The following is a 22,987-nucleotide window of genomic DNA, read 5'->3' on the forward strand; positions in this document are numbered from 1 at the left end:
AGGATCGCTTAGAAGCTTTCGTTTGTGCGAGCTGAGGGCTAATCACCACTATGGGCCATCCGCCGGCAGCTTGTCTGGCGCCCATTCAAGCTCAATCAGGGATTATCGTCATGGCCATCAGCGTCTTCGACCTGTTCAAAATCGGCGTGGGTCCGTCCAGTTCCCATACCGTGGGACCGATGCGGGCCGGTGCCCTCTTCGCCCAGCGGCTGGTCGACGAAGGCGTGCTCGAACAGGTCAAGCGCATCGAGGTCCGCCTCTATGGCTCGCTGTCGGCCACCGGGGTCGGGCATGGTACCGATCGCGCCACTCTGATCGGCCTGATGGGCGAATGGCCGGATCGCGTCGATCCGGCTGCCGTGGAACCGCGCATCGAGGTGCTGCGCAATGAGCGCAAGCTGCTGCTGGCCGGCACCCACTCGATCAATTTCAACTGGCAGGAAGACCTGCTGCTGCTGGACGAAAGCCTGCCCTACCATCCCAACGCCATGACCCTGACCGCCTTCGGTGCCACCGGCGAGGTGGCCGAAGCCACCTACTACTCCGTGGGCGGCGGCTTCGTGGTGGACGCCGAGCAGGCCGCCAGCGGCGTGCTGGACAACGACACCACCGAGCTGCCCTACGAATTCTCCAGCGGCGCCGAGTTGCTGCACCTGTGTCGGACCCATGGCCTGGGCGTGGCCGAGCTGATGCTGGCCAACGAAAAGAGCTGGCGCTCCGAAGACGAGATCCGCAGCGGCCTGCTGCGCATCTGGGCCGTGATGAAGGAATGCGTCCAGAACGGGCTCGCCAACGAAGGCATCCTGCCCGGCGGCCTCAAGGTCCGTCGCCGCGCCGCCCGCCTGCATCAGAGTCTGCAGGCCATCGGCAAGCCCAATGTCATCGGCTCCACCCTCTCCGCCATGGAGTGGGTCAACCTCTTCGCCCTGGCGGTGAACGAGGAGAACGCCGCCGGCGGCCGCATGGTCACCGCCCCCACCAACGGCGCGGCCGGCATCATCCCGGCGGTGCTGATGTACTACATGAAATTCAACCCCGACGCCTGCGACGACGACGTGGTGCGCTTCATGCTGGCCGCCGCCGCGGTCGGCATCCTGTGCAAGAAGAACGCCTCCATCTCCGGTGCCGAAGTCGGCTGCCAGGGTGAGGTCGGTTCGGCCTGCGCCATGGCCGCCGCCGGTCTGGCCGAGGTACTGGGTGCCAGCCCGGCGCAGCTGGAAAACGCCGCCGAGATCGGCCTGGAGCACAACCTGGGGTTGACCTGCGACCCGGTGGGCGGCCTGGTGCAGGTGCCCTGCATCGAGCGCAACGCCATCGCCGCGGTCAAGGCGATCAACGCGGCCCAGATGGCCCTGCGCGGCGACGGCGAGCACTTCATCTCCCTCGACCAGGTGATCCGCACCATGAAGCAAACCGGCGCGGACATGCACGACAAGTACAAGGAAACCTCCCGCGGCGGCCTGGCGGTGACCTTCGTGGAGTGCTGAGTCAGCCTTGACGTGGGCGGCGCGGATTGTCGAAAGTCGGGGTTTGCCTACATGGGAAGCCCTATGAGCCTCGACTCCGTCCGCCAGCATCTCGCCCGCATCGCCCCTGACCTCGAGATTCTCGAGGCCACCACCAGCACTGCGACCGTTACCCTGGCCGCAGCCGCCCATGGCGTGGAGCCGGGGCGGATCGCCAAGACCCTGGGGCTGAAAGTGGGCGATCAGCAGTTGCTGCTGGTCGCCCGCGGCGACGCGCGCCTGGACAACCGCAAGCTCAAGGCCGCCTTCGGCGGCAAGGCCAAGCTGCTCGATGCCGCCACCGTGGAAGGCCTCACCGGGCACCCGGTGGGAGGCGTCTGCCCGTTCGGGCTGACCACGCCGCTGCCGGTATACTGCGACGAATCGCTGAAAGCCTTCGATGAGGTGCTACCGGCTGCAGGTGCCATCCACAGCTGCGTGCGCCTCGCGCCGGAGCGGCTGGCCGCCCTCAGCGAGGCGCGCTGGGTGGATGTCTGCGAGCTGGGCGATCAGCGCAGCTGATCGTTCTTTTCCACGTCGCGACGATCCTTGTTCAGCACGACGCAGGCGTAGTAGCCGCTGCCGAGCAGGATGAGTGCGAGCACACTGAAAAGAATCATGAAGATACCATCGTCCATGGCTGCCTCCGCGGGATGCCAGAAAGGGATGGGTACAGCCTAGCCCCCGGTGCGCGGGCTTTACAGCAGCAGGTAGATACCGGAAAAACCGGATCAGATGGAGCAGGATCGCTATAGTGACGGTCTCCCCTGCCCTGGCCCCGCATGAAGCGCTACGAAAGATTCGCCGACCAGCTCACCACCCTGATGACCAGCGGCGTCCTCGCGCCCGGTGATCGCCTGCCGTCGGTGCGCAGCGCCAGCCAGACCCATGGCATCAGCCCCTCCACGGTGTTCCAGGCCTATTACCTGCTGGAGAGCCGCGGCCTGATCGAGGCCCGTGAGCGCTCCGGCTATTTCGTCCGCGAACCGGCCCGGTCGCGGGATTCGGCGCCGCTGCTGGCGCCCCTGGAAGGTACCGAAGTCGCGGTGAGCGACCTGGTCTATTCGGTGCTGCAATCGCTGCAGGACCCAGGCATCGTGCCCTTCGGCTCGGCCTTTCCCAGCCCCGATCTCTTTCCCCTGGCGCGGCTGGCGCGCAGCATGGCCCACGGCCTGCGCGACCTGCCCGCCCAGGACCTCACCGCCTATGTGACGCCAGGCCATCCCGAACTACGCCGGCAGATCGGCCGCCGCTACGGCCTGGCCGGCATGCCCGAGATTGGTGAAGAGCTGGTGATCACCCACGGCGCCCTGGAGGCGCTGAACCTCGGCCTGCAGAGCCTGACCCGGCCCGGCGATCTGGTGGCGGTGGAAAGCCCGGCCTTCTACGCCAGCCTACAGGTGCTGGAACGGCTGCAGCTCAAGGCGGTGGAGATCCCCGTCGATCCCGAGCACGGCCTCAATCTCGATGCCCTGGAAGAAGCCCTCACCCGCCTACCGATCAAGGCCTGCTGGTTCATGAGCGGCTTGCAGAATCCCACAGGGGTCAGTCTCGACGACAGCGCTCAGCAGCGACTCTATGGCCTGTTGCAACGCCACCACGTGCCGCTGCTGGAAGACGACGTCTACGCCGAGCTCTACAGCGGCAGCGAACCGCATCGTCCGGTCAAGCGTTTCGATACCGACGGCCTGGTGCTGCACTGCGGGTCCTTCTCCAAGTGCCTGGCCCCTGGCTACCGCATCGGCTGGATCGCAGCCGGACGCCAGGCCGGCGCCGTCGCCCGGCTGCGGCTGATGACCACCATCACCCCTTCGATGCCGGCCCAGGCCGCCCTGGCCGACTATCTGCAGCACGGCGGCTACGATCGCCATCTGCGTCGCCTGCGGCTGAGCCTCGACCGCCAGCGCCAGGCCATGCTGGCCGCGGCGCGGCGCTACTTCCCCGCCGATACCCAGGCCAGCCGACCGCAGGGCGGTTACTTTCTTTGGTTCGAATTGCCCATGCGGGTGGACAGCCTGGCGCTCTATCGCCAGGCCCTCGCCGAGGGCATCAGCCTGGCGCCGGGACCGATCTTTTCCGCGCAGCAGGGCTTTCGCCACTGCATCAGACTCAATTGCGGCCATCCCTGGGACGAACGCAGCGAGGCGGCCATGGCCAAACTCGGGGAGCTGCTGGCCGGGTTCTGAATCGTCCATAGCAGCAGGCCAAGTAGACGAATTAATTTACCAAGAGTAAGTTACCTTTGGTAAATTACCTTGTGAGGCCCTCTCTCATGCATGCACTCATCGTCGTTGCCCATCCCCTGCCGGACTCCCTGACCCAAGCGGTCACCGCTCAGCTTGCCCAGGGCATTGGCGCTGCCAGCTCTACAGACTCCTGGGAGATCGCCGATCTCATCAAGGAGGGCTTCGATCCCCGCTTCAACAGGGAAGATCTGGCGCTATTCCGTGGCGATAGCGCGCCTGCCGCCGATATCGCCGCCGAACAGGCCCGTTTGGAACGGGCGGACGCCCTGGCCCTGGTCTATCCCCTCTATTGGTGGTCCTTCCCGGCCGTGCTCAAGGGCTGGATCGACCGGGTCTTCAGCCACGGCTGGGCCTATGAAGACAAGGATGGCACCCTGGTGAAAAAGCTAGGCTGGCTACCCGTTCATCTGGTCGCCCTGGGCGGCGCCGATCGCGGCACCCTCGACCGACACGGCTACGAGGCGGCCATGAAAACCCAGATCGATCACGGCATCTTCGGCTACTGCGGGGCTCCCGTGAAAACATCGACGCTGCTCCTGGCTTCCGACGATGGCTATCCCGAGGCCCATCTCCAGCGGGCCCGCTCCCTGGGGCAACGTCTATTCGCCGAGCACCGTACCCAAGAGGATTCTCCTGCATGACCTCCACACCGCGGCGACGTCTATCCCGCGCAGCCCGCACGCGCCAGTTGCTGGATGCAGCCTGGCAACTGATCGCTGACGAGGGTACCGATGCCCTCACCCTGATCCACCTCAGCGAGGTGGCGGGGGTTACCAAGCCCCTGGTCTACGATCACTTCGGAAGTCGCAACGGCCTGCTGGCAGCCCTGTATGAGGATTACGATGCCCGCCAAACCGCGCTGTTCGATGCGGCCGTCGCCGCCTCCCGACCCAGCCGAGAGGCCAAGGCGCACATCCTGGCCGCCAGCTATGTCGACTGCGTACTCACCCAGGGACGCGACATCGCCGATGTCCTGGCCGCCCTGACCGGGTCCCCGGAATTGCTCGCGGTGAAACGCCGCTACCAACTCGCCTTTATCGAAAAGTGCCTGGCCGTTCTGGCGCCCTTTGCGGGACCAGCGGGTTTATCGATCGCCGGCCTCTGGGGTTTTCTGGGAGCGGCAGAGGCGCTATCCAACGCTGCGGTGGCCGGTGACATCACCGCTGAGCAAGCGCGCGGCGAACTCGAACTGAGCCTACTCGCGCTGCTGGCCCGTACGGATTGACCTTAGAGCCCGCCCTGCACACTGCCGCGCCCGCCGATGGCGGCGGGTAGCGACAACGGCAGCAACAGGGTATCGAGCAGGGCACTGCCGGGCAGGTCCAGCACCGGCCAGGCCGGCGCCTCGGCACCGAAACGATCCAGCGCACAGCAACCGCCCTGCAGGACATAGAGATCCAGCCGCGTGCCGGCATAGACCACCGGCGCGCCGGGCTTGGCGGCGTCCAGGGTACGCGCCGTGGCGCAACCGCCGAGGGCCAGGATGGCCGTCAGCAGCAGACCGAGGCGCACCGCCCTAGGTTCTGTACGAAAACTGCCTGCGCTCGGTGATGCTGCGTTAAAAATCAGCTCGGAATGCTCATTTACCATTCGTAAACTCCGCTTCCTCGCTGATTTTTGCCTTGCCTGACCTTCGCCCGGCGACTTTTCGTACAGAACCTAGTCATCGCTGCTGGCCAGGTGATGCTCGCCCCAACGCGGCAGCATGTCCTGGGGAATGCCCAGGGTGTTGAGGATGCGCGCCACCACGAAGTCCACCAGGTCGTCGAGGGTCTGCGGCTGGTGGTAGAAACCCGGCGAGGCCGGCAGGATGGTCACCCCCAGGTTGGACAGCTTGAGCATGTTTTCCAGGTGGATGCTGGAGAACGGCGACTCGCGCGGGACCAGGATCAGCTGCCGCCGCTCCTTGAGGGCCACGTCGGCGGCGCGCTCGATGAGGTTGTTGCTGGCCCCGGTGGCGATGGCCGAGAGGGTGCCGGTGGAACAGGGACAGACCACCATGGCCGCCGGGGCGCTGGAACCGGAGGCTGGCGGCGCCATCCAGTCGCTCTGGCCGAACACCCGCACCTGGCCGGGGGCCGCGCCGGTGTATTCGGTGAGAAAGGCCTGCATGGCCTGGGGCTTGGGTGGCAGGATCACGTCGGTCTCGGTGGCCATCACCAGTTGCGCGGCCTTGGAGATGAGGAAGTGCACCTCGCGCTCCTCCTGCACCAGGCAGTCCAGCAGGCGCAGGCCGTACTGGGCGCCCGAGGCGCCGGTCAGCGCCAGGGTGATGCGTTCGGGGCCGGCCATCACCGGGCCTCCAGGGCCGCGGCCAGCTTGCCGTGCAGGCCGCCGAACCCGCCGTTGCTCATGATCACCACGTGGGTGGGCCCGTCCAGCTCGGCCTGGACGCGTTCGATAATGGCCTCCAGGGAAGCGCAGACCACGGCCGGTACGGCGCAGGCCTCGGCCGTCCCGGCCAGGTCCCAGCCCAGATTCGGCGGGGCGTACCAGACGACGCTGTCGGCCTGGGTGACGCTATCCGGCAGGCCGTCGCGGTGGGCGCCGAGCTTCATCGAATTCGAACGTGGCTCGATGACGGCGATGATGCGCTCGCCACCAACACGGGCGCGCAGCCCCTGCAGGGTGGTGGCGATGGCGGTCGGATGGTGGGCGAAGTCGTCATAGACGGTCACGCCCTCTACCTCGGCGACCTTCTCCATGCGCCGCTTGACGCTGCGGAACTCACTCAGGGCAGCGACGCCCAGGCTCGGCACCACGCCGACGTGACGGGCCGCCGCCAGGGTGGCCAAAGCATTGGCCACGTTGTGCTGGCCGGTCAGTTCCCAGGCCACGGTGCCCTGCACCTGGCCGTCGAACAGCACCTCGAAGCGCGAGCCGTCCTCGGCCAGCAGCCGTGCCTGCCACTCGCCGCCTTCGCCAGTGGTCTGCACCGGGGTCCAGCAACCCATTTGCAACACCCTCGCGAGCGCCGTTTCCGCCGTGGGGTGGATGATCAGGCCAGTACTGGGGATGGTCCGCACCAGGTGATGGAACTGCCGCTCGATAGCCGCCAGATCCGGGAAGATATCCGCGTGATCGTATTCCAGGTTGTTGAGGATGGTGGTCCGCGGCCGGTAGTGGACGAACTTGGATCTCTTGTCGAAAAAGGCGCTGTCGTATTCGTCGGCTTCCACCACGAAGAAGGGCGTACCGCCCAAGCGCGCCGAGATACCGAAGTTCTGCGGCACCCCGCCGATGAGAAAGCCCGGACTCATGCCGGCGTGCTCCAGCACCCAGGCCAGCATGCTGGTGGTGGTGGTCTTGCCGTGGGTGCCGGCCACCGCCAGCACCCAGCGGCCCTGCAGGACGTGCTCGGCCAGCCACTGGGGGCCGGAGACATAGCGCAGGCCCTGGTCCAGCACGTACTCCACCGCCGGGTTGCCCCGCGACAGGGCATTGCCGATCACCACCAGGTCCGGCGCCGGATCGAGTTGCCTGGGATCGTAGCCCTGGGTCAGCTCGATCCCCTGGGCCTCGAGTTGGGTGCTCATGGGCGGATAGACGTTGGCGTCGGAGCCGGTCACGCGATGGCCGGCTTCCTTGGCCAGCACCGCGAGCGACCCCATGAAGGTGCCGCAGATACCGAGGATGTGGATGTGCATGACAGGCGGGCTCCGCTGCAGATTGAACGGCGGCAAGGTTAGCACGGGGGGCCGCGCCGCCGGAGCGATGGCCGTCGCGGATGCTCCTGTACTGCGGTAGCTCAAGGCGCGGGACTTTACAACTCGACTTCCGCGTGGAGGTGCATCTTTCGGCTGTGCAGACGTCCATGGCGCTCACGCGAGCAACACGCAGTACGTGGCGCAGCCACAGGAGATTCCATCACTCAGCCGGCGACAGCCCGGACGCGCTGAAACCGCTGGCCAAACTCAAGACGTGGTGCCTAGGTCGTGGATTTATGTCACCCATGCCAACGGTGAGGGGCGATGGCCACGATCACGCCTGCCGGTTATGTGACCCGGACGGGGGAATGACGAAATCAGCTGATTCCCGCGGCTCAATGTCCCAGTCGAGCGCGGAGAACGAGTCTGAAAAGTCCACCTCTGGATGCAGGCGTTCTTTCAGCCACTGGGTACGGCCAGGTTCGAATGTCAGGATGAAGCCGCCGTACTCGACTGGTGTAATCCTTTTCTTTTTTGGCATCGTGCGATTCCCTTGCCCCTTTGCCAGATGGTATCTCCCTAACGTGGATAGTCATAGGTGGCGTCTCCCGGCAAGGCCGGGCCCGCTAAGGTGCTGCGCATTGAGCCCCTGGCGGGCTTCCATCGTTCCCTGGTTGCGCTCGGCTGACGCCTCCGGCGCGGCCCTACGGGTCCGTGCCTGCGCACTTCGTTTGCTGCATCGGCTGGAATACCGAAAAAGCGCATGAGGCTATGCAGAGATTTTTATTGAAAAATTCCCACCGCCGCATGGTGGCCGCCATAAAATCCCATATTGACTCGGATTGTGTTCGAAGATTCGAAAACCTGATACGCAAAGATATCCTAGTGGCCGCTGAACTCGGGGTGATTATTCATATCTTTAGCGGCATCTTCTTTGTGCTCCTCAACTGCCGCGTAAATTTAGATCGATTGAATTATCTAAAAGAATGAAGAGCGGAAGCGCATACAGCGGAACGAGAAGCTTCTTTTGGCAGTTGTAGTGATCAAAATAAAGGGCCAGACGTCCTTATCAAGACAGCCCAATAGCCCGATATTCAAGGCAATCTTATTATCAAAATTTAACGCACCACCTTCCCATTGGAAGCCGAATCCTCCTAAGTTACTACTGCGCTTCACCGCTAGCCGAATGGCTCCCCGTACAGCGCTGCTTATAATCGCCTCAGGAACGTTCTTTAAGATCGCGCCTAAAAAAATTCGAGTATTCGTCGGCTTCGGATAGGTCGTTATTGTGCTGTGCACAGGATGGCACTGTGGTCATCCGTGGCCAGTCCACTCCCTTGGGGTAGATGCATTTGGGTGGGGCGTGTTCTCGTCCCGTGGCAATTGCGTCGCAGTGATAGCAGGTAAACGACCGGGAAGTTGCCATGCAGCTCCGGGAGAACGCCGAGCTCGGAGTGAGAGGCTAGGAAGGTACTGCGTAGTCGCCGTTGTAGGCAACCGCATAGCTGCGCACTGTGTCGGCGTGGGGCTGCTCGGGCGCCCGCGCCCGGCAGGCCTAGATTCGCATACACGAAGCCCCGCGGCATCGGGAAGTAACCCGGTGTCGGGTCAAGATTTTTTGAGGGTTGCTTCAGCGGAAGTGGCGCTCCTTCAGGATCTCATGGCAGCGCTTTGCCAAGGTGCCGTGGAACCAGACGGTGACGCCCAAGCCTGCCAGGAAGGCGAAGGCGGCGGCGGCAGATAGGTTGAGTCCGTGCTGGTTGGTCGCGCGCACCAGTGGCGGCAGCACGTCTTTCACGGCCATAGACCAGTATCCGGCGATCAGGAATGACGCGCCCCCCAGGGCTGCAAGCAGCCAGTCATTCATCTCATGCAACTGCCATTCGCGGCGTGCTTGAAAGGCTGCCCTGGCGTTCTTGATGACCCGCATGCTCTTGCACTCCGTGTCGTGTGAAAAAACCCATCATATGCCGGGCTTGAGCTGTTGACCTACTCCCTAATGGCATGATGCTGTCGTCCAGCTCTCTGGAAGACGACCAGGCCAGGCCGCACTGCCGTACTGCACATCGAGCCGCCTACGATGTTGACCCGTGACGACGGCAGCCAGCAATGGGCCTACCAGGGCAAGCCGCTGTACACCTGGGTCAAGGACAGCAAGCCGGGCGATACCTCGGGTGACGGCGTCAATCAGGTCTGGCACGTGGCCAAGCCCTGATGCGCAGGTACTGTCTGCCGAACGCAGGCAGCGCCTTATCTACCAAATGGTTTATTATTTCATGATCATTCATTTTTAATGATAAGCAAGCAGGCTTAGCCTGAAGGCCTTTCCTTTCAGGAGCCCTGCCATGCCATTTCTCGCCGTTGTCCCAGAGCAGGTACTCAGACCCTTCAGCCAGCTCGACCGCCCATTGGAGGTCATCCGCCAGTTCACCCCCAACTGGTTCGCCGTGACCATGGGCACCGGCGTGCTGGCCCTCGCCCTGGCAGCCTTTCCCTGGCGGTTTCCTGGATTGCACGCCCTCGCCGAGGGCCTCTGGCTGCTCGATGTACTGCTGTTCTGCCTGTTCACCGGGCTCTATGCCGCGCGCTGGTTGCTGTTCTTCGACGAGGCCCGCGAGATCTTCGCCCACGCCACCGTCTCGATGTTCTTCGGCACCATCCCCATGGGCCTGGCGACGCTGATCAACGGCCTGCTGCTGTTCGGCCTGCCGCGCTGGGGCGAGGCCGTGCTGCCCCTGACACTCGGCCTCTGGTGGCTGGACGCGGCCATGGCGCTGGCCTGCGGAGTGCTGATCCCCTATCTGATGTTTACCCGCCAGGCGCATCGTATCGACCAGATGACCGCCGTCTGGCTGTTGCCGGTGGTGGCCGCGGAGGTGGCCGCTGTCAGCGGCGGTCTGCTGGTGCCGCACCTGGCCGCGGGCGAGCAATTCACCGTGCTCGTCGCCAGCTATGTGCTCTGGGCCTATTCGGTGCCCGTCGCCCTGAGCCTGCTGGTGATCCTGCTGTTGCGCCTGGCGCTGCACAAGTTGCCGCCGGCCAGCATGGCAGCCTCGAGCTGGCTGGCGCTGGGGCCGATCGCCACCGGCGCCCAGGGGCTGCTGGTGCTGGGCACCGATGCCCCCACGGTGTTCGCTACCCAGGGGCTGGCGCTGGTAGGCGAGGTCGCCCAGGGGCTGGGAACGCTGGGCGCCCTGTTGTTATGGGGCCTGGGGCTCTGGTGGCTGGCGCTGGCCGTACTGGTGACCTATCGCCAGGCCCGTGACGGCATGCCCTTCAACCTGGGCTGGTGGGGTTTCACCTTTCCCCTGGGCGTCTATGCCCTGACCACCCTGCGCCTGGGCGCAGCCCTGGCGGCGCCCCTCTTCACCGGCCTGGGCGCGGTCTTGGTGGTGCTGCTGGCCCTGCTGTGGACCCTGGTCGCCAGCCGCACCCTGGCAGGCGCCTACCGGGGCGAGCTGTTCGTCTCGCCTTGCATCGCGCACCTCTGTGCCAAGGCGGAGCGCTAATCCTGCGGGCGCTGCAGACCGTTCTGGTGCAGCCAACGATAGAGGGTATTGCGACTCACCCCCAGCCGCTTGGCCGCCCGGGTCATCTGCCAGTGGCACTCCTCCAGCACCGCGCGCAACTCCTCCCGGGCGCTGTCGACCGGTGTGGTGCCGGTACCGGCGCGGGGCTCGGTGCGAAGGCACTCGGCCGGTAGCTCGTCCAGGCCGATAAGGCCGTCTTCGCTAAGGGCCACCAGGGTACGCAGCAGGGTACGCAACTGGCGCACGTTGCCGGGCCAGGGCTGGGCCAGCAGGCAGGCACGGGCCGCCGGATCGAGGCGGATCATCTCGCCGCGAGCCTCCTCGGCCAGCAGCACATCGAGCAATTCGCCCTTATCGCTGCGCTCACGCAGCGCCGGCAGGGTCACCACCAGGCCGCGCAGGCGGTAGTAGAGGTCTTCGCGAAAGCTGCCGGCAGCCACCAGGGCGTCCAGGTCGCGGTGACTGGCGCTGACCAGCCGCAGGTCCAGGGCACGCGGCGCGCCGCCGCCCAAGGGCACCACCTGGCGCTCTTCCAGCACCCGCAGCAAGCGGGTCTGCAGGGCCAGCGGCATGTCGCCGATCTCATCCAGAAAGAGAATGCCGCCATCGGCCTGCTGCAACTTGCCGGCCATACCCTCCTTGCGCGCGCCGGTGAAGCTGCCGCCGCGATAGCCGAACAGCTCGCTCTCGATCAGCGTCTCCGGAATGGCCGCGCAGTTGAGGGCGACGAAGGCCTGGCCGGCGCGACTGCTGGCACGGTGCAGGGCGCTGGCGAAGGCCTCCTTGCCGGTACCGGTCTCACCGTGCAGCAGCACCGGCACGTCGCGTTCGAGCACCTTGAGCGCCCGGGCGAAGTCGCGCGCCAACACCGGATCGGCCAGGCAGATGCCGCTGGGCATCGGGGCCTTGGCTACCGCCACCGGGGTGACCGGACGTACCTGAGGACCGCGCACCAGCCCGTGGAAGCCCTGGCCCTGGCGGCCACGTAACGCCCAGCAGGCGCTGGGTTGCGGGCGAGCGCGCTCCAGCAGCTCGTCCTGCCGCAATTCGAACAGGGCTTCCATCCGCTGCCCCAGCACCGCACTGCGCGCCAGCCCTAGCAGCATCAGGGCGGTCTCGTTGGCGGCATTGATCCGCCCCTCTTCATCAAAGGCCAGCAGGCCCTCGCTGAGCAGGCCGACATAGGCCGCCTGGGCATGGAAGCGCAGCAGATAGCCGTCGGCGTAGCGGTCGAGGAAATAGCAGCTCTCGATCAGCTTGGCCGAGAGATTGACCAGCGCCATGGTATGGAACTGGCCCTGGCGCGAGGCTTCCTGGCGGGCGGTGGAGACGTCGAGCACCGCCAGCAGCTCGCCGGCCGGATCGAAGACCGGACTGGCCGAGCAGGTCAGCTGGGTATGGCGACTGCGAAAGTGTTCGTCGCGGTGGATGGTCAGCGCCTGGCGCTCCACCACGCAGGTGCCGATGCCGTTGGTGCCCTCGCAGGCCTCGCTCCAGTCGGCGCCCAGCCACAGCCCGGCCTGCTGGAAGGTCGCGCGCTCGGCGTCGGCGGTGACGCAATCGAGGATCAACCCGCGGGCATCGGTGAGCAGCACGGCATGGCCGGCGCCGCCCAGTTGCTGATGCAGGGAATTCATCTGCCCACGGGCGATCTGCAGCACCCGCTGTTGGCGCTGGCGGTGCTCGTCGAAGCGGGCGCGCTCCAGCACCCAGGGCGCTACCGGCGCGGTCGGGTCCAACTGGTGTTCGTCGAGACAGCGCCGCCAAGAGCGGGCGATGGCCGGATCACTGGCAGGACCGTCGAGGACGGCGCCGCGGGCGAGTTCGAGCACCTGGCTGGCATGACGATCGGACGGGGTGGCGGGCATTGTTGTTGTCCTCCGCTAGTGCGTCTGCGCGGCCTCCAGCATAGGCCAAATCGGCCGGGCTGGGCACTCTGTCACCCCAAGGTGACAGGCTGTCACGTCAAGGGGTGACACCTCTGTCACAGTGACAGTGGGCAGCGCGCTACCCGACAGTGGCAAAGCCTGCAATGGCGCGGATTCGACGAATGTGGCCCGCGCCTTGCTCAGGATCGGAGCGCCGCTCTTCCTACAAGAACAAACAGGAGACCTACCATGCGCTACGCAGCTCCCGGCACCCAAGACGCCCTGCTGACCCTGCAGGCCCGCTACGGCAACTACATCGGCGGCGAATTCGTCGCCCCGGTTAAGGGCCAGTACTTCACCAACACCTCCCCGGTGAACGGCTCGGTGATCGGTGAATTCCCCCGCTCCGACGCCGCCGACATCGAACGCGCCCTGGACGCCGCCCATGCCGCCGCCGATGCCTGGGGCCGCACCTCAGTGCAGGACCGCTCGCTGATCCTGCTCAAGATCGCCGACCGCATCGAACAGAATCTGGAAAAACTAGCCGTCGCCGAGACCTGGGACAACGGCAAGGCGGTGCGCGAGACGCTCAACGCCGACGTGCCCCTGGCCGCCGACCACTTCCGCTACTTCGCTGGCTGCATCCGCGCCCAGGAAGGCAGCGCCGCCGAGATCAACGACAACACCGCCAGCTACCATTTCCACGAGCCGCTGGGCGTGGTCGGCCAGATCATCCCCTGGAACTTCCCGCTGCTGATGGCCGCCTGGAAGCTGGCCCCGGCGCTGGCCGCCGGCAACTGCGTGGTGCTCAAGCCCGCCGAGCAGACCCCACTGTCCATCACCCTGTTCGTCGAGCTGGTCGGCGACCTGCTGCCACCCGGCGTGCTCAACGTGGTGCAGGGCTATGGCAAGGAGGCCGGCGAGGCCCTGGCCACCAGCACCCGCATCGCCAAGATCGCCTTCACCGGCTCCACCCCGGTGGGCTCGCACATCCTCTCCTGCGCGGCCAAGAACATCATTCCCAGCACCGTGGAGCTGGGCGGCAAGTCGCCCAACATCTACTTCGAAGACATCATGCAGGCCGAGCCGAGCTTCATCGAGAAGGCCGCCGAGGGTCTGGTGCTGGGCTTCTTCAACCAGGGCGAGGTCTGCACCTGCCCATCCCGCGCCCTGGTGCAGGAATCCATCTATGCGCCCTTCATGGAAGCGGTGATGAAGAAGATCGCCCAGATCAAGCGCGGCGATCCGCTGGACACCGAGACCATGGTCGGTGCCCAGGCCTCCCAGCAGCAGTTCGAGAAGATCGTTTCCTACCTGGAGATCGCCCGCGAGGAAGGCGCCGAATTCCTCACCGGCGGCCATGTGGAGAAACTGCAGGGCGACCTGGCCAGCGGCTATTACATCCAGCCGACCCTGCTCAAGGGCCACAACAAGATGCGCGTCTTCCAGGAGGAGATCTTCGGTCCGGTGATCGGGGTGACCACCTTCAAGGACGAGGCCGAGGCCCTGGCCATCGCCAACGACACCGAGTTCGGCCTCGGCGCTGGCGTCTGGACCCGCGACATCAACCGCGCCTACCGCATGGGTCGCGGCATCAAGGCCGGTCGCGTCTGGACCAACTGCTACCACCTCTACCCCGCCCACGCTGCCTTCGGTGGCTACAAGAAATCCGGCGTCGGCCGTGAAACCCACAAGATGATGCTCGACCACTACCAGCAGACCAAGAATCTGCTGGTCAGCTACGACATCAATCCGTTGGGTTTCTTCTAGGAGTGACCGGCAGGACGTCGGGGCACGCCTCCCGCCTGACCTGGATCAACACCCCCTCCCCGCGGGTGGCCGACGCTAGACGCAGCGGCCGCCCGTGGTGGACAGGTGCATCCCGGCGCAGGCTCCGTCTGGCTTCATCCACGCATCATGCCTCCATGAGGGACTCGTCATGCCCAAAACAATGAAAGCCGCTGTCGTCACCGCCTTCGGCCAACCCCTGGAAATCCGCGAAGTGGGGGTGCCCACTCCGGGCGCCGGCCAGGTACTGGTCAAGATCGCCGCCAGCGGCGTCTGCCATACCGACCTGCACGCCGCCGAAGGTGATTGGCCGGTGAAGCCCAACCCGCCCTTCATCCCCGGTCACGAAGGCGTCGGCCATGTGGTCGCGGTGGGCGCCGGGGTCAGCCACGTCAAGGAGGGCGACCGGGTCGGGGTGCCCTGGCTGTATTCCGCCTGTGGTCATTGCGAGCACTGCCTGGGCGGCTGGGAAACCCTCTGCGAATCCCAGCAGAACACCGGCTATTCGGTGAATGGCGGCTTCGCCGAATACACCCTGGCCGATGCCGGCTACGTCGGCCGCCTGCCGGACAACGTCGGCTTCGTCGAGATCGCGCCCATCCTCTGCGCCGGGGTCACCGTCTACAAGGGCCTGAAGATGACCGACACCAGGCCCGGCAACTGGGTGGTGATCTCCGGCATCGGAGGCCTGGGGCACATGGCCGTACAGTACGCCCGCGCCATGGGCCTGAACGTGGCGGCGGTGGACGTGGATGACAAGAAGCTCGACCTCGCCCGCCGGCTGGGCGCCGAGGTCACGGTCAACGCCCGTACCCAGGATCCGGCGGCCTATCTGAAGAAGGAGATCGGCGGCGCCCATGGTGCCCTGGTCACGGCGGTCTCGCCCAAGGCCTTCGAACAGGCCATCGGCATGACCCGCCGCGGCGGTACCATCGCCCTCAACGGCCTGCCGCCGGGTGACTTCCCGCTGTCGATCTTCGACATGGTGCTCAACGGCACCACGGTGCGCGGCTCCATCGTCGGCACCCGCCTGGACCTGCAGGAGGCGCTGGATTTCGCCGGCGAAGGCAAGGTCAAGGCCACGGTAAGCGCCGAGCCGCTGGAGAACATCAACGACATCTTCGCCCGCATGCATCAGGGCGGGATCGAAGGTCGGGTGGTGATCGACATGGCGCTGGGATAAAGAAAGCTCACGATCTCGCGAGCTAGCGCCAACCAAGGCCTAGGCGTCCCCGCGAAAATGCCTGAGGAAGCGGATCGGACTCGCGCCCGAGTTTACAAAGGGTAAATGAGCATTCCGATGGGGCCGCCCAGGCGGGGCTGGCCTTCCAGGGCAGTTTCAACGCAGGTTGGCCGACGCGCAGCAGATCGTGACCACTCCGACACTCCCGCGCCCGGAAAGGCGCGGGAGTGAACCTTTGCCCTACCACGACCTCTGAGCGGCTGGCGATTTTTCCCGGCGCCGATCTCGACCAGGCCACAAAACCCGGTCCCGGCTGCCCTTATAATCGCCGCTGGACCCTCGCATCTACGGTAGGCACGCCCCATGGAATTCAACCCGATCGACCTGATCCTGCACCTCGACGTCTACCTCAGCGGGTTGGTAGCCCAGTACGGCACCTGGATCTACGCCATTCTCTTCGCGGTGATCTTCTGCGAGACGGGTCTGGTGGTGACGCCCTTCCTTCCCGGCGACTCCCTGTTGTTCATCGCCGGCGCCCTGTCCGCCCTCGGTGACATGGACCCCTACCTGCTGGCGGGCCTGCTGATGTTCGCCGCGGTGGCAGGCGACAGCACCAACTACCTGATCGGCCGCTTCGCCGGTGACAAGCTGTTCAGCAATCCGAACTCCAAGGTCTTCCGCCGCGACTACCTGCTGCGTACCCAGGCCTTCTACGAGCATCACGGTGGCAAGACCATCACCCTGGCGCGCTTCCTGCCCATCATCCGCACCTTCGCCCCCTTCGTGGCTGGCGTGGGTCGCATGCACTACCCCTACTTCCTCGGCTTCAGCGTGCTCGGCTCGCTGCTGTGGGTCGGTGGGCTGGTCAGCCTGGGCTACTTCTTCGGCAACGTGCCCTTCATCAAGCAGAACCTCACCCTGATGGTGCTGGTCATCATCGGCATCTCGCTGCTGCCGATGATCCTCGGCCTGATCAAGAGCCGCCGCGCCTCGGTGCAGAGCGGAGCCTAAGCCATTGGGCTTCTGGCGCGCCTGGCGCAAGCGGCGCCTGCTGGAGCGAGTGGCCATCGCCGACGAGCTCTGGGCGCGCCTGCGCCAGCGCCTACCCATCCTCGATGGCCTGAGCACCGAGGAAGATGCCTGGCTGCGCGAACACTGCGTGCTGTTCCTCGCCGACAAGCGCCTGACCCTGCTCGAAGGCCCGGAGCTGGACGACGGTGATCGCCTGCTGCTGGCCGCCCAGGCGCTGCTGCCCCTGTTGCACCTGCCGGAAGCGGCGCTCTATCCCAATGTACGCGAGATCGTCGTCTATCCGGACGCCTTCGTCAGCCCCCAGCGCCATCGTGACGAGGGCGGCCTGGAGCATGAATGGGACGAGGAGCGGGACGGCGAAGCCTGGGACCGTGGCCAGGTGGTACTGGCCTGGCCCGGTATCCAGGCCAGCGGCGGCTGGGAGGCCTACAACCTGGTCATCCACGAATTCGCCCACCTCATCGACCTGCTCGCCGGTGGCCTGTGCAACGGCCAGCCGCCGCTGCACGAGGGCATGCCCCAAGCGGCCTGGACCGCTGCCCTGCAAAGCGCCTACGACGACCTCAATCGCCAACTCGACGCCGATCCCGATGCCGAGACCGCCCTCGATCCCTATGCGGCGGAAAGCCCAGAGGAATTCTTCGCCGTCGCCTGCGAGTACTTCTTCAGCGCCCCCGACGTGCTCGACGAACACTATCCCGCGGTCTACGCCCAGCTGCAGCAGCTGTTTCGCCAGGATCCGCGTCAGCGTCTCGCCGCCAGCCTGGCGAGCGTGCAACACCCGGCAACCCCGGGGTCCGACGCTCGAACCCCGATCTGAAAGCGCCTATACTCCCGGCCACTTTTCCCAACCGACCAGAGGGACCCGTTCATGAGCTACAGCAAGATTCCCGCCGGCAAAGACCTGCCGAACGACATCTACGTCGCCATCGAGATTCCGGCCAACCACGCGCCGATCAAGTACGAGATCGACAAGGACAGCGACGCCCTCTTCGTCGACCGCTTCATGGCCACCCCCATGTTCTACCCGGCCAACTACGGCTACATCCCCAACACCCTGGCCGACGATGGCGATCCCCTGGACGTGCTGGTCGTCACCCCCTACCCGGTCGCCCCCGGCGCCGTGATCCGCGCCCGTCCGGTCGGCGTGCTGCACATGACCGACGAAGCCGGCGGTGACGCCAAGCTGATCGCCGTCCCCCACGACAAGCTGACCGTCCTCTACAAGGACGTGCAGGAATACACCGACCTGCCGGCCCTGCTGCTGGAGCAGATCAAGCACTTCTTCGAGAACTACAAGGATCTCGAAAAGGGCAAGTGGGTCAAGGTCGAAGGCTGGGGCAACGCCGACGCCGCCCGCGCCGAGATCACCAAGGCCGTGGCCGCCTACAAGGGCTGATCCACGTCGCTTGCGAAAAAGCCCGGCTAGCCGGGCTTTTTTGTGCCCGCTCGCAAGGCAGTCAGCCATGCCGTCTCCGCGAGAAGCCTTATCGCGCGAGCGCTAGTCGGCGCAACGATAACGCCCATCCGAATTAACGATAAGCATTATCATAAACGAATAGGATTGCTTCCCACTCGTGATCCCGTCGCCCGTGACGGGGACTCCGAGCCTCCGTCCCGTCAGCTCAGGATTCGCTCGTCATGGCTCGTTCGCGCTTCGCCTTCAGGCTCTCCCCTCTCGCCCTGTCCATCGCCGCGTTGTACGCCACTGCAGGTACCCCTGCCCTGGCCCAGACCAAGGTCGATGCCCTGCAGCTGGACGCCACCACGGTGACCGCCACCGAGACACCCAAGGACGCGCCGCCCCCTGCCTATACCGGTGGCCAAGTGGCGACCGGGGGCAAGTTGGGCGTACTGGGCAACCAGGACAACATGAGCGTCCCCTTCAGCGTCACCAGCTACACCGCCAAGCTGATCCAGGATCAGCAGGCACAGACCGTTGGCGAGGTACTGAGCAACGACGCCTCGGTGCGTCAGTACAGCGGCTATGGCAACCAATCGCAGAACTTCGTCATCCGCGGCTACAAGCTGACCGGCGATGACATCTCCTTCAACAACCTCTATGGCGTCATGCCCCGCCAGATCATCGCCACCGAGGCCCTGGAGCGCGTCGAGGTGTTCAAGGGACCCAATGCCTTCATCAACGGCGTAACACCCACCGGCTCCGGCATCGGCGGCGCGGTCAACCTGCAACCCAAGCGCGCGCAGGACGTACCGACCCGCAGCTACACCGTCGACTACACCACCGACGGTCGCCTCGGTCAGCACCTCGACCTTGGCCAACGCTTCGGCGAGGACAATCGCTTCGGCGCCCGCCTCAACCTGATGCAGCGCGAGGGAGATACCGCCATCGACGACGAGAGCCAAAGGTCCAAGCTGTTCGTCGCCGGCCTGGACTACCGGGGCGATAGTTTCCGGCTCTCCACCGACTTCGGCTACCAGAAGCAGGTCGTCAATGGCGGTCGCGACAGTCTGCTGCTCGGCAGCGGCCTGACCCACCTGCCCCATGCCCCCTCGTCCGACACCAACTACAACGCACCCTGGGGTCATACCCAGCTGGAAGACACCTTCGGCATGGTGCGTGGCGAATACGACTTGAGTGACAGCTGGACCGCCTACCTTGCCGTGGGTGGCAAGCACACCCGCGAGAACGGGACCTACGGTAGCGCCACGCTGAATGACGACGCCGGCAATGCCTCTATCGGGGGCTCCTTGATTCCCCATGACGATGACGCCAAGACCGTCCTGGCCGGCCTCAACGGCAGGCTGCAGACCGGCGCGGTCAGTCATCAGATCGCTTTCGGCGTATCCAGCATCTGGACCGAACAGAAGAACGCCTTCGACTTCGCTCAGACGCCCTTCGCCAGCAATACCAACATCCGTCATCCGGTCGCGGTCGCCTATCCCACCTTCGGCTGGTTCACGGGTGGCGACCTGCACGACCCGGGCACCACCAGCAAGACGGTCAACCAAAGCATCGCGCTGTCCGACACTCTGGGCTTCCTTGATGACCGCCTCCTGGCGACGGTCGGTGTGAGACGCCAGTCCCTGCTGGTCGAAGGCTACAGCTACGAGGGCATGAGCTTCCTGGGTACGCCCATGCCAGGCAACGATGGCTCGCGTACCGCCAAGTATGATCAATCCATCACCACTCCGATCTATGGTGTCGTCTACAAGCTGACCGACGAGATCTCGCTGTACGCCAACCGTATCGAAGGCCTGGCGCAGGGCCCCACCGCTCCGGCCAACTCGCTGAACGTGGGCCAGGTCTTCTCCCCGGCACGCTCCAAGCAGACCGAAGCCGGCATCAAGTATGACCAGGGTACCTTTGGCGCCACCTTTGGCGTCTATCGCATCGAACAACCGTCCGACGGTTACCTGGTCAATAACTTTTATGTCCGCGACGGCGAACAGGAAAACCGTGGCCTCGAGCTGAACGTCTTCGGCGAGCCCCTGGTAGGCCTGCGCCTGCTGGCGGGCGCTACCTGGATGGACACCGAACTCAAGGGCACCCAGAACGGCAGCAACGACGGCAACCGCGCCATCGGCGTGCCGCGCTTCCAGTACAACCTCGGTGCCGACTGGGACGTGCCCGGCCTTGCCGGCGTGGCGCTCAACGGCCGCCTGCTGCGCACCGGCGGCCAGTACGCCGATGCGGCCAACAACCTGAGCATCCCGGCCTGGACCCGCGTCGACCTCGGCGCGCGTTATCGCTTCAAAGTCGAGCGAAAAGACGTTACCCTGCGCGCCAACGTCGAGAACGTGGCCAACAAGGCCTATTGGGAATCCGCCTTTGGCGGCTACCTGACCCAGGGCGATCCCCGCACCTTCAAGGTGTCCGCCACCCTGGACTTCTGATCGACAGGCGTCCTGGCCCACCGCCAGCCGCCACGCGCGACCTTTGTCGTGCCTCTCAGCTCTGCCCGGCAAGGGCAACCCGGGCGGGCCGGGCTCACCAAAAATCAGCTCAACCCGCCCTCGAAAGCCGGCCACAAGCCGGCTTTTTTGCGTCTGCCGTTCGCACAGTTGGGCTGGACGTCCAACGCAGCGACGACCGGTAGCCCTGCCCACGTTGTGCCAGGCACCAGGATAGAGCCCTTGCGCATCGTTCTATTCTGCGGGCCGCCCGCTTGGGTGAAGTCGCCAGAAACTCGCATGGGCTCGGCAAGGTCGACCAGGAACGAGTCCGCTCCGAGTCACCGCCATGTCACGTCGCCTGCGTCTGCCCTTCTACCTCCTCCTCGGCCTGGTCGTCCTGCTGCTATGCCTGCACCTCGCCGCGCCGCTGGTGATCCGCCATTACCTCAACGAACAGTTGGCGGACATGGGCGACTATCGCGGCCGGATCACCGACGTGGACCTGGCCTGGTGGCGGGGCGCCTATCGCATCGAGGGCCTGGAAATCGTCAAGGTCAACGGCAAGGTGCCGGTGCCCTTTCTCAAGGCGCCGAGTATCGACATCGCGGTGAGCTGGCGCTCGCTGTGGCGGGACCATGCCATCGTCGGGCGCATCCTCTTCGATCGTCCCGAACTCAACTTCGTCGATGGCGGCGCACGCAAGGAGCAGTCGCAGACCGGTGAAGGCACCGACTGGCAGGATCAGGTCGACAAGCTCATTTCCATCACCCTCGACGAGGTGCGGGTGGTGAATGGACGCGTGACCTTCCGCAATTTCAACTCCAAGCCCCAGGTGAATCTGGCCGCCACCGACGTCAATGCCAGTCTCTACAACCTGACCAATGCCGCCGACGCCCAGGGCGAACGCATCGCCCGCTTCGAGGGCAAGGCCGCCATCCTGGGTAACGCCCCCCTGGAAACCAATGCTCGCTTCGATCCCTTCAAGAACTTCACCGATTTCGATTTCCGTCTGCGGGTCACCGACATCAATCTGCCCAAGCTCAACGACTTCGCCCGCGCCTACGGCAAATTCGACTTCCGCGCTGGCAGCGGCGACGTGGTGGTGGAGGCCAAGGCGGTGGACGGTCAGCTCAGTGGCTACGTCAAACCGCTGATGAAGAACGTCGATATCTTCGATTGGCAGCAGGACGTGGAGAACCGCAACAAGAACGCCCTGGAAAGCGCCTGGGAGGCCGTGGTCGGCACTGCCCAGACCCTGCTCAAGAACCAGCGCCGCGATCAGTTCGCCACCCGGGTGGATCTTTCGGGAAGCGTGAAGAACCAGGACATCAGCCCGCTGCAGGCCTTCTTCAATATCCTGCGCAATGCCTTCGTGCAGGCCTTCAGTGCGCGGTATGACGCCGATTGAGCGCCCCCTCATCCGAGAGAGAAGGGGCGACGGGGCTTCGTAGCGTGGAAAACCGCGCAGCGTTTTCCACTAACGGACTCCGGTACCCGCGGTGGATAAGGCTGCTGTGGTGACCTTCCGTCGAAGACTGCGGCCATGGCGGCTCTCCGATGCGGTTGCGACGATGTTTTTGCTAATCGCGGCCATGGGCCGCTCCTACAGGTAAATCAAGCGCCTGTAGGAGCGGCCCATGGCCGCGATACCCTATCCACCTCACCCAATAAACAACCGATACGCCGGATTCTCGGTCTCGTCCCAGTAGCGATAGCCAATGGCATCCAGCGTCGCCAAGAGCTCTTCCCGCTCCGCCTGGCTGGCCTCCAGCGCCGCGAACACCCGGCCATCCGCCGCGCCATGGTTGCGGTAGTGGAACATGCTGATGTTCCAACGCCCGCCCAGGCGTTCGAGGAAGTCGAACAGGGCGCCCGGGCGCTCGGGAAATTCGAAGCGAAATACCTGCTCCTGATCCACCCGCGCCGCATGACCGCCGACGGTGTGGCGGATATGCAGCTTGGCCAGTTCGTTGTCGGTCAGGTCCAGCACCGGGAAGCCCTGGTCGCGCAGCCCCTGCAGCAGGGCCTCGCGCGGATCGCGCTGGGGATGGGTCTGCACGCCGACGAAGATGTGGGCTTCCTGGCCGGTGTGATAGCGATAGTTGAATTCGGTGATCTGCCGCCGCCCCAGGGCTTCGCAGAAGGCGCGGAAGCTGCCCGGGCGCTCGGGGATGGTCACGGCGATGATGGCTTCGCGCTGCTCGCCCAGTTCGGCACGCTCGGCGACATGTCTGAGGCGGTCGAAGTTGACGTTGGCACCCGAGTCGATGGCCACCAGCACCTGGCCGCCGCTGCCTGCACGCTCGGCGTACTTCTTGATGCCCGCTACT

The 22,987-nt window shown here is 65.2% G+C and carries 20 protein-coding genes and 2 pseudogenes; 14 read left to right on the forward strand and 8 right to left on the reverse strand.

Translation table 11 applies throughout. From position 1 onward, the window contains the following. The first annotated feature begins 110 nt into the window (after positions 1 to 110). Positions 111 to 1,487, forward strand: coding sequence for an L-serine ammonia-lyase (locus RND78_RS20850; RefSeq protein WP_312731824.1), 1,377 nt, complete (start codon positions 111 to 113; stop codon positions 1,485 to 1,487). Between the two features lie 63 nt (positions 1,488 to 1,550). Beyond that, positions 1,551 to 2,027, forward strand: coding sequence for a YbaK/EbsC family protein (locus RND78_RS20855; RefSeq protein ID WP_312731825.1), 477 nt, complete (start codon positions 1,551 to 1,553; stop codon positions 2,025 to 2,027). Here the strand turns inward: RND78_RS20855 and RND78_RS20860 are convergent. Next, positions 2,015 to 2,143, reverse strand: coding sequence for a hypothetical protein (locus RND78_RS20860; protein ID WP_310123544.1), 129 nt, complete (start codon positions 2,141 to 2,143; stop codon positions 2,015 to 2,017). The genes RND78_RS20855 and RND78_RS20860 overlap by 13 nt on opposite strands. A 144-nt stretch (positions 2,144 to 2,287) precedes the next feature. Here RND78_RS20860 and RND78_RS20865 point away from each other — a divergent pair, with 144 nt between their 5' ends. The 3 genes from RND78_RS20865 to RND78_RS20875 all read left to right on the forward strand — a co-directional run bounded on the left by RND78_RS20865 (position 2,288) and on the right by RND78_RS20875 (position 4,976). Further along, complete coding sequence (locus tag RND78_RS20865) at positions 2,288 to 3,691, forward strand: PLP-dependent aminotransferase family protein (protein WP_312731827.1); 1,404 nt, start codon at positions 2,288 to 2,290, stop codon at positions 3,689 to 3,691. Positions 3,692 to 3,777: 86 nt separating this feature from the next. After that, positions 3,778 to 4,392: an NAD(P)H-dependent oxidoreductase gene (locus tag RND78_RS20870; protein WP_312731828.1), complete on the forward strand. Its 615-nt coding sequence runs from the start codon at positions 3,778 to 3,780 to the stop codon at positions 4,390 to 4,392. Continuing rightward, positions 4,389 to 4,976 (forward strand): TetR/AcrR family transcriptional regulator, encoded by a 588-nt coding sequence (locus tag RND78_RS20875; protein ID WP_312731830.1) that lies wholly within the window; start codon positions 4,389 to 4,391, stop codon positions 4,974 to 4,976. The genes RND78_RS20870 and RND78_RS20875 overlap by 4 nt, the downstream gene beginning before the upstream one ends. A gap of 2 nt (positions 4,977 to 4,978) precedes the next feature. Here RND78_RS20875 and RND78_RS20880 read toward each other — a convergent pair whose 3' ends face one another. From RND78_RS20880 to RND78_RS20900, 5 genes are all read right to left on the reverse strand, one after another. After that, positions 4,979 to 5,263 carry a YceK/YidQ family lipoprotein gene (locus tag RND78_RS20880; RefSeq protein ID WP_312731831.1) on the reverse strand — a complete coding sequence of 95 codons (285 nt, stop codon included), beginning with the start codon at positions 5,261 to 5,263 and terminating at the stop codon, positions 4,979 to 4,981. A 147-nt stretch (positions 5,264 to 5,410) separates the two neighbouring features. After that, positions 5,411 to 6,043, reverse strand: coding sequence for a flavin prenyltransferase UbiX (ubiX, locus tag RND78_RS20885; RefSeq protein ID WP_312731832.1), 633 nt, complete (start codon positions 6,041 to 6,043; stop codon positions 5,411 to 5,413). Next, complete coding sequence (gene mpl, locus RND78_RS20890; protein WP_312731833.1) at positions 6,043 to 7,398, reverse strand: UDP-N-acetylmuramate:L-alanyl-gamma-D-glutamyl-meso-diaminopimelate ligase; 1,356 nt, start codon at positions 7,396 to 7,398, stop codon at positions 6,043 to 6,045. The genes ubiX and mpl overlap by 1 nt, the downstream gene beginning before the upstream one ends. A gap of 334 nt (positions 7,399 to 7,732) precedes the next feature. Further along, positions 7,733 to 7,939, reverse strand: coding sequence for a hypothetical protein (locus tag RND78_RS20895; RefSeq protein ID WP_312731834.1), 207 nt, complete (start codon positions 7,937 to 7,939; stop codon positions 7,733 to 7,735). A 1,089-nt stretch (positions 7,940 to 9,028) separates the two neighbouring features. Continuing rightward, on the reverse strand, positions 9,029 to 9,328 hold the full coding sequence (locus RND78_RS20900) for a hypothetical protein (RefSeq protein WP_312731835.1): 300 nt from the start codon (positions 9,326 to 9,328) through the stop codon (positions 9,029 to 9,031). A 147-nt stretch (positions 9,329 to 9,475) separates the two neighbouring features. On the opposite strand from RND78_RS20900, the pseudogene RND78_RS20905 reads away from it, so the two are divergent. Then, positions 9,476 to 9,613 (forward strand): annotated as a pseudogene (locus tag RND78_RS20905) (hypothetical protein); the annotation flags it as partial. Between the two features lie 130 nt (positions 9,614 to 9,743). Then, the gene (locus RND78_RS20910) at positions 9,744 to 10,907 is read left to right on the forward strand and encodes a TDT family transporter (RefSeq protein WP_312731837.1); all 1,164 of its coding nucleotides are present in this window, start codon (positions 9,744 to 9,746) and stop codon (positions 10,905 to 10,907) included. On the opposite strand, the gene RND78_RS20915 is transcribed toward RND78_RS20910, so the two are convergent. Further along, a complete protein-coding gene (locus RND78_RS20915; protein WP_312731839.1) occupies positions 10,904 to 12,796 on the reverse strand; it encodes a sigma-54-dependent Fis family transcriptional regulator in 1,893 nt (630 codons plus the stop codon). The two genes, RND78_RS20910 and RND78_RS20915, sit on opposite strands and share 4 nt — an antisense overlap. Before the next feature lie 249 nt (positions 12,797 to 13,045). Between RND78_RS20915 and RND78_RS20920 the strand changes: the two genes are divergently transcribed. The 7 genes from RND78_RS20920 to RND78_RS20950 all read left to right on the forward strand — a co-directional run bounded on the left by RND78_RS20920 (position 13,046) and on the right by RND78_RS20950 (position 22,065). Next, positions 13,046 to 14,566: an aldehyde dehydrogenase family protein gene (locus tag RND78_RS20920; protein WP_312731840.1), complete on the forward strand. Its 1,521-nt coding sequence runs from the start codon at positions 13,046 to 13,048 to the stop codon at positions 14,564 to 14,566. Between the two features lie 169 nt (positions 14,567 to 14,735). After that, positions 14,736 to 15,767: an alcohol dehydrogenase AdhP gene (gene adhP / locus RND78_RS20925; protein WP_312731841.1), complete on the forward strand. Its 1,032-nt coding sequence runs from the start codon at positions 14,736 to 14,738 to the stop codon at positions 15,765 to 15,767. A gap of 363 nt (positions 15,768 to 16,130) precedes the next feature. Then, positions 16,131 to 16,778, forward strand: coding sequence for a DedA family protein (locus tag RND78_RS20930; RefSeq protein ID WP_312731842.1), 648 nt, complete (start codon positions 16,131 to 16,133; stop codon positions 16,776 to 16,778). A 4-nt stretch (positions 16,779 to 16,782) separates the two neighbouring features. Beyond that, entirely contained in the window at positions 16,783 to 17,619 is an 837-nt protein-coding gene (locus RND78_RS20935; RefSeq protein WP_312731843.1) for a zinc-dependent peptidase, read from the forward strand. A 51-nt stretch (positions 17,620 to 17,670) separates the two neighbouring features. Continuing rightward, positions 17,671 to 18,198 (forward strand): inorganic diphosphatase, encoded by a 528-nt coding sequence (gene ppa, locus RND78_RS20940; RefSeq protein WP_058760816.1) that lies wholly within the window; start codon positions 17,671 to 17,673, stop codon positions 18,196 to 18,198. A 242-nt stretch (positions 18,199 to 18,440) separates the two neighbouring features. After that, positions 18,441 to 20,657, forward strand: coding sequence for a TonB-dependent siderophore receptor (locus RND78_RS20945; RefSeq protein ID WP_312731846.1), 2,217 nt, complete (start codon positions 18,441 to 18,443; stop codon positions 20,655 to 20,657). A 346-nt stretch (positions 20,658 to 21,003) separates the two neighbouring features. After that, the gene (locus RND78_RS20950) at positions 21,004 to 22,065 is read left to right on the forward strand and encodes a DUF748 domain-containing protein (protein WP_312731848.1); all 1,062 of its coding nucleotides are present in this window, start codon (positions 21,004 to 21,006) and stop codon (positions 22,063 to 22,065) included. 252 nt (positions 22,066 to 22,317) lie between these two features. On the opposite strand, the pseudogene RND78_RS20955 reads toward RND78_RS20950, so the two are convergent. Then, positions 22,318 to 22,987 (reverse strand): annotated as a pseudogene (locus RND78_RS20955) (threonine ammonia-lyase, biosynthetic); the annotation flags it as partial.

This window comes from Pseudomonas oryzihabitans (assembly GCF_032027545.1).
GTDB lineage: Bacteria > Pseudomonadota > Gammaproteobacteria > Pseudomonadales > Pseudomonadaceae > Chryseomonas > Chryseomonas oryzihabitans_F.